Below are 6,428 nucleotides of genomic sequence, written 5' to 3'. Positions count from 1 at the left end.
ACTTGCGCTATACCGCTTCCTGATACAAGCCCAGGAACCGGCCGCGTTCGCCATCAAGCGCCCACACTTATCGGCTGTGAATTGTTAAAGATCGTTCGCTCAACCGCCTCGGCGCCGCTACCACCACACCCCTTCGGCACCGCCGTCTTGCGTTGCTGCATCAGCAGCAGAGAAGCGAGATTATGCAGCGTCTTTCGCAGGTCGTCAACGGGTTTTTGATGCTACTGCTTAAAAACCTGTTCTGTTCGACTCGCGACAACTGCTTCGCGCTTCTCGAAGGAGCGGAATAGTAGACCACCGAACGCACTGTGACAAGGTCGTGACGAGCTTTTTTTAAGGGCGGTCTCCACCCCGGAGCAAAGCGGCTTCAGTTCCGCTTCAATGCCGGTGAGCGGCGCTCGTCAACGCGGCCAGGTCGATCGCCGCCCCCATCGCTTCATAGCCGGAGTCGTTGGGGTGAATGCCGTCGCCACTGTCGTAGTCGCGGCGCAAGCGGTCCGCGTTGGCCGGGTTGCGCAGCGCGGCATCGAAGTCGATCACGCCGTCGAACGCGCCGCTCGTCCGAATCCACGTGTTCACGGCCAGACGGATCGCTTCGCGCGCAGGCGGCGCGGCCGCTGGCGTCAACGTCGCGCCGAAGACGCGCACGCCGCGCCGATGCGCCGCATCGATCAGCCGGCGGTAGCCTTCGATGAGGTCTTGCGCCGTCACCACGGTATGCGGCGCGTCGCAGTCGAGCCCCGAGCGCCGAGGCATCGTGGCGAAATTGATGTCGTTGATGCCGATCAGCACGATGACGGCCTTGACGCCAGCAGGCCCAAGCGCGTCGTGCGCGAAGCGTCGTTCGAGCGCTTCCCCGTAGCAGGCCGAATCGCTGAGCAAGCGGTTGCCGCTGATACCGAGATCGAGGACCGCCGTGGAGGCGCCGCCCGCTCCCGCGAGCCTTCGCGTCAAGGCGTCAGGCCAACGGCGATTCTCGTTGAGGCTCGAGCGCAATCCGTCCGTGATCGAGTCGCCGATCGCGGCGATCGCCGCCGACGACTCGCGCGGCACGCTGATGGCGGTTACCCAGGCGTGCTCGGTGAAGCGTGACGTATAAGCCGAGCCTTCCGCATCCGCCGCATGGTCGCCAGGCGAGGAAACATAGTTGATCTGGTTCGCGACGCGATGCCATGCCGTCATCGTCTGACCACGACGGGCGTGGACACTGATCGCATACGCCTCGCCCGCGTGCAGTTCCATTTCGGCCGCATCGGTTTCGACTTCATCGCCGGGCTCGAGCACGATCGATGTGCGTCCCGCAAACGTCAATTGCACGGCGGTGGCGGGCCGAACCGCCGCGCCGCCGGCCGATTGCGCCATGACGACGTCGTCGATGGCGAGTGGCGCGCGCCCGTACGCATTGCTGATCGTGACGCGGACGCGCCGGCCCGAGAGCGTCGGATACACGATCTCGCGCACGGTGCGGTCGGAGACGTCCGGCGCACGGTAAAGCGGAGGCGGATCGCGCAGTTCAGGGATCGCCTGCAGGGCGGTCGCCCAGGACGCCACCCACTGTTCAGCGGCCGCGGTCGGCGCGCCGGCGGCAGCCGAAGCGCATGGCATCGCGAACGCGCCCAAAAGGATTCCGATGAACCCAGCCCAGAGTCGAAGACGATTGCCCATGTAAGTCGGCGCAATGGAAAAACGCCGATTTTGCCCTATCCGCCGGGGCGCACGGTCGTAAGAAGATCTATCCCTTTTTATTTACCCGATGGCAGGCGCCTACCACGCGGGCGGCGCTGGCGCGCATCTCCGCTTTTATGATGCAACCCTAATTACCAGACGGTAGGCGCCGCGGACATGCAGCGTTTACGGAATTCGCTGCTGTCGCGAGTGCCGCGAAAGGCCCGCCGTTACTGGTCGTCGTTAACCCAGGGGTAAATCATTTCCCCAGGCTGCCGATAAGCAAGTCTCGTTATGGGATCAGAATCGTGAAACTGCTCGCCAGCCTCCTCGCAGTCGCCGTCCTGGCCGGATGCGCCCAGTTGCAGACGGACGCCAACCGCCACGGCCAACCACCGGCACAACCGGCGTCGACGAACATCGTCGACTTCGTCATTCCGGCCGACGCGCTCGGCGCGCGCGACCCGCAATTGACCGAAGTGCTGGGCAAGGTCGGAACGCTCGCCGCCAAACAGCCGCAAGCGACCACGGTCGTCATTGCCGCGCTGGCGCAGGACTTCCCGTATATCAATCAGGCTGTACAGCGCGGCATCCCGGCCCGGCACGGCAACATCGTCAATATCGAGAACGTGACGACGGGCAGTTGCCAGCCGTACAGCGTGCAGGTCAAGCCGACCGAATGACCGGAGACAGCCATGCTTCGACTCGCCACCGCCGTTACGCTCTTTGCCGCTTCGCAGTGGCTCCTCGCCGCGCCGCCGGCCGACGCGCAAGCGGCCGCGGCCGGCTCCACGACAGCGCTCGCGAGCAAGCCTGTGAGCGTCCAGCCGGACCAGGTCCTGCCGCCACTGCCGCCGCTCACGTCGCTGCCGCCGTCTTCGGCACAGGAGGTGACGGATGCCTCCAGCGCGTCGCCGCCGCGCGCGACGCGTCATTCGAAAAAAGTCGCCCGCGTGACCCCGCGTTCCGGTAAAGCGGCCGAGACGACGGTCCGCGTCGTCGTCAGCCCCGACTCGCATGCCTATCTGGCGTCGGTGTCGGACAAGCTAGACGCCGTGTTGCAAGGCGGCGCATCGAGCGTGCATGTGACGCTCGACGCAGCTTCAGTCGCAATGGCGCGTTGAGCCGCGTTCTCCAATCCAATCGATAGCGGTGGCCCCCATGAAGAGAACACAGCCCGCGCGGTTACGCTCACGACTTGCGCTCACCGCGCAGGCTCCTCGCGCTCTCGTTGCGGCGATTTTCGCTGCCGCATGCGCAATCGTTTGCGTACCCGCTTACGCGGACAATATCGACTGTTTTGCGCAAGCAGGGGCCTATCAGGGCGTCAACCCGATGATCCTGCGCGCGATCGCGTGGTTCGAATCCAAAGGCGATCCCAACGCCGTCCATCGCAACGCGGACGGTAGCATCGACGTAGGCCAAGCCCAGATCAACTCGGTTCATTTCAACGAGCTGCGCCGCAACGGTATCCCGCCGGCCGCGCTCAAGGACGGCTGCATCAACACCTACGTTGCCGCCTGGATGATCAAGCAGAAAATGGTTCGCTACGGCAACACCTGGCGCGCAATCGGCGCCTTCCATTCAGAGACCCCCAAGTTGCGCGACCAATATGCGCGCAGCATCCATGCCGTGCTCGTCTCCTGGGGCGTTTCGCAGTAAGCGGGCCGGCCCCTGCGGGCCTGACAAGCCCACCCTGCCGGCGGGATTGTCCTGCTAAAGCGGACACTGTTTCGAGGTCGCAACGCTCATCCGCGACTTCACGCGGCGCTTGCCGCAGGGTTAGGGCGTTCCCACAGCGATTGCCTGCTGTCATAGCCAAAATTCATCAACCGACCGGTCGGTTGATTTATAATCTCGTCACGCCCGACTTATGACGAGACTGTCCTATGTACACGCAATCGCTCGACATTCCCGGCAATGTCGCGCCGGCCGAGGCCGGAACCGATTCGCCCGACGAGGCGCGCTTCGATGCCGTGATCGCTGCGGACGGCAAGATTGAACCGCAGGACTGGATGCCCGATGCCTATCGGAAGACGCTCGTGCGGCAGATCTCGCAGCACGCGCATTCGGAAATCGTCGGCATGTTGCCGGAGGGGAACTGGATCACGCGGGCGCCGAGCCTGAAGCGCAAGGCGATCCTGCTCGCGAAGGTGCAGGACGAAGGCGGCCACGGTCTTTACCTTTATAGCGCCGCGGAAACGCTCAACGTGTCGCGCGACGCGCTCGTCGATGCTTTGCACAGCGGCCGCGCCAAGTATTCGAGCATCTTCAACTACCCGACTCCGACCTGGGCCGACGTCGGCGTAATCGGATGGCTCGTCGACGGCGCCGCGATCATGAACCAGATTCCGCTTTGCCGCTGCACCTACGGGCCCTACGCGCGCGCGATGATCCGCATCTGCAAGGAGGAATCGTTCCACCAGCGCCAGGGGTTCGACGCGCTGCTCGCGATGATGAAGGGCACGCCGGCGCAACGCGAGATGGTGCAGCAAGCCGTGAATCGCTGGTGGTGGCCGGTCCTCATGATGTTCGGCCCGAGCGACAAGGATTCCGTCCACAGCAACCAATCGGCGAAGTGGGGCATCAAGCGCATCTCGAACGACGATCTGCGGCAGAAATTCGTCGATGCGACGGTCGAGCAGGCGAAGGTGCTCGGCGTCACGCTGCCCGATGCCGATCTCAAATGGAACGAGGCGCGCGGCCATTACGACTACGGCGCGATCGATTGGGACGAATTCTGGCGCGTCGTCAATGGCGATGGCCCCTGCAACAAGGAGCGGCTAGCCACGCGCGTCAAGGCACACGAAGACGGTGCATGGGTCCGCGAAGCGGCCCTCGCCTATAGCGAAAAGCAACGCCGGCGCGCGGAGCAGCAGGCGGCTTGATGCCGGCCCGGCGGCGGGCGGCGGTTGCCCCCACGCTCATATTCGTTCGCTGGTAGTCAAAGTATTGGAGGAGATGTCGATGAACAAAGAATGGCCGATTTGGGAAGTGTTCGTGCGCAGCAAGCAAGGCCTCGACCACAAGCATTGCGGGAGCCTTCACGCGGCCGATGCATCGATGGCGCTGCGCATGGCGCGCGACGTCTACACGCGGCGTCAGGAAGGCGTGAGCATCTGGGTCGTGCCGGCAGCGGCGATCACGGCCTCCGATCCGCACGACAAGGCGGACTTGTTCGAGCCGGCCGGCGACAAGATCTACCGGCACCCGACGTTCTATACGCTGCCCGATGAAGTCAATCACATGTGAGCGCGCCATGACGACGACGTCCGAACACCTCGCTTATGTGCTGCGCCTGGCCGACAACGCGCTGATTCTCGGCCAGCGCAACGCCGAATGGTGTGGGCACGGCCCGGTACTCGAAGAAGACATCGCGCTCGCCAACATGAGCCTCGACCTCATCGGCCAGGCGCGGCTGCTCTACTCCCATGCGGCCACACTCGAAACCATGGCGACCGGCGCGAACAAGACCGAAGACGACTATGCGTACTTCCGGTCCGAGCGCGAGTTCGCCAATTACACGCTCGTCGAACTGCCGCACTTCGGACCGCTCAGCGGCACCGCGCGAGCCGATCGCGATTACGCAGTGACGATCGTGCGGAACTTTCTCTACGCGGCGCTGATGGCCCGGCTGTGGCCCGCGCTCGAAGCTTCGAATGACGCGCAGCTGGCGGCGATCGCGTCGAAGTCGGTCAAGGAGACGCGCTATCACCTGCATCATGCGCGCGACTGGCTCGTGCGCTTCGGCGACGGCACCGACGAGTCGCACCGGCGTGCCCAGGCGGCGCTCGACTATCTGATGCCCTATACGCGCGAGTTTTTTGCCCCCGATGCGCTGGAAAACGCGGTTGCCGCCTCCGGCATCGGCGTGCGCGCGGCCGACTTCGAGGCAGCGTGGAACGCGGAAGTCGAAGACGCGCTCAGCCAAGCGACACTCGCGCTGCCCGAGCCGGTGCAACACGTGTCGACGGGCAAGCTCGGCGAGCACTCGGAACACATGGGCTATCTGCTTGCCGAGATGCAAAGCGTTGCGCGGCAGCATCCCGGCGCTAGCTGGTGATAGGGACGCCGGCCCCGCCGAGCGCGCAAGCCGGAAAAACGCGCGACGACATTCGCCCATATGTTCAGGACTACGAATCGATCGACCATGACGCACACCGCTTCCACCACCACCGCCGCCGCGAAATCGGCCCGAGTGGCCGACCCGGCGCTCGTGCGAGCGTGGTCGGTGCTCGAGTCGGTACCGGACCCCGAGATTCCCGTCGTGTCCATTCGCGAGCTCGGCATCTTGCGCGACGTTCGCAAATCGGCCGATGGCGTACTCGAGGTCGTCATCACGCCGACCTACTCGGGATGCCCGGCAATGGCGCAAATCGCGGAAGACATCGCCCATGCGCTCGATGACGCGGACCTCGGCCCTTATCGCATCGAGACGGTGCTGGCGCCCGCCTGGACGACCGACTGGATCAGCGAGGCCGCACGCGAAAAGCTGCGCGCGTATGGCATCGCGCCGCCTTCGGGCCGATGCGGCGTAACCGACGCGGCGTCGCAGCCAAGCGTCGCCGTCGAGCACACGATCCGGTTCGCGCCGCGCGTGAGCAAGTCGAGCGCATCAAATGGATCGGGCGCGGCACCTGCCTGCCCACGATGCGGCTCAGCGCACACGGAACGTCTCGCGCAATTCGGCTCGACGGCATGCAAAGCACTCTACCGCTGCCTCGACTGCCGCGAGCCTTTCGATTATTTCAAACCCTACTGAC

General features: G+C 64.6%; 8 protein-coding genes. 7 read left to right on the top strand and 1 reads right to left on the bottom strand.

What is annotated here, in order from left to right; translation table 11 throughout:
* Positions 1-378 precede the first annotated feature (378 nt).
* Complete coding sequence (locus tag C9I57_RS28905; protein ID WP_440130255.1) at positions 379-1,605, bottom strand: SGNH/GDSL hydrolase family protein; 1,227 nt, start codon at positions 1,603-1,605, stop codon at positions 379-381.
* A 368-nt stretch (positions 1,606-1,973) separates the two neighbouring features.
* On the opposite strand from C9I57_RS28905, the gene C9I57_RS28900 reads away from it, so the two are divergent.
* The 7 genes from C9I57_RS28900 to paaD all read left to right on the top strand — a co-directional run bounded on the left by C9I57_RS28900 (position 1,974) and on the right by paaD (position 6,427).
* Positions 1,974-2,348: a hypothetical protein gene (locus C9I57_RS28900; protein ID WP_107153973.1), complete on the top strand. Its 375-nt coding sequence runs from the start codon at positions 1,974-1,976 to the stop codon at positions 2,346-2,348.
* 12 nt (positions 2,349-2,360) lie between these two features.
* Entirely contained in the window at positions 2,361-2,789 is a 429-nt protein-coding gene (locus C9I57_RS28895; protein ID WP_107153972.1) for a hypothetical protein, read from the top strand.
* 37 nt (positions 2,790-2,826) lie between these two features.
* Positions 2,827-3,327, top strand: a complete 501-nt coding sequence (locus C9I57_RS28890) for a lytic transglycosylase domain-containing protein (protein WP_107153971.1) — start codon at positions 2,827-2,829, stop codon at positions 3,325-3,327.
* 227 nt (positions 3,328-3,554) lie between these two features.
* On the top strand, positions 3,555-4,553 hold the full coding sequence (paaA, locus tag C9I57_RS28885) for a 1,2-phenylacetyl-CoA epoxidase subunit PaaA (protein WP_107153970.1): 999 nt from the start codon (positions 3,555-3,557) through the stop codon (positions 4,551-4,553).
* Between the two features lie 79 nt (positions 4,554-4,632).
* Positions 4,633-4,917 carry a 1,2-phenylacetyl-CoA epoxidase subunit PaaB gene (paaB, locus tag C9I57_RS28880; protein WP_018441706.1) on the top strand — a complete coding sequence of 95 codons (285 nt, stop codon included), beginning with the start codon at positions 4,633-4,635 and terminating at the stop codon, positions 4,915-4,917.
* Between the two features lie 7 nt (positions 4,918-4,924).
* Entirely contained in the window at positions 4,925-5,728 is an 804-nt protein-coding gene (paaC, locus tag C9I57_RS28875; protein WP_107153969.1) for a 1,2-phenylacetyl-CoA epoxidase subunit PaaC, read from the top strand.
* A gap of 87 nt (positions 5,729-5,815) precedes the next feature.
* On the top strand, positions 5,816-6,427 hold the full coding sequence (paaD, locus tag C9I57_RS28870) for a 1,2-phenylacetyl-CoA epoxidase subunit PaaD (protein ID WP_107153968.1): 612 nt from the start codon (positions 5,816-5,818) through the stop codon (positions 6,425-6,427).
* Position 6,428: the final 1 nt, after the last annotated feature.

Origin of the sequence: Trinickia symbiotica (assembly GCF_003028655.1) — a bacterium.
GTDB lineage: Bacteria > Pseudomonadota > Gammaproteobacteria > Burkholderiales > Burkholderiaceae > Trinickia > Trinickia symbiotica_A.
This window is presented reverse-complemented; position numbering and strand designations above follow the sequence as displayed.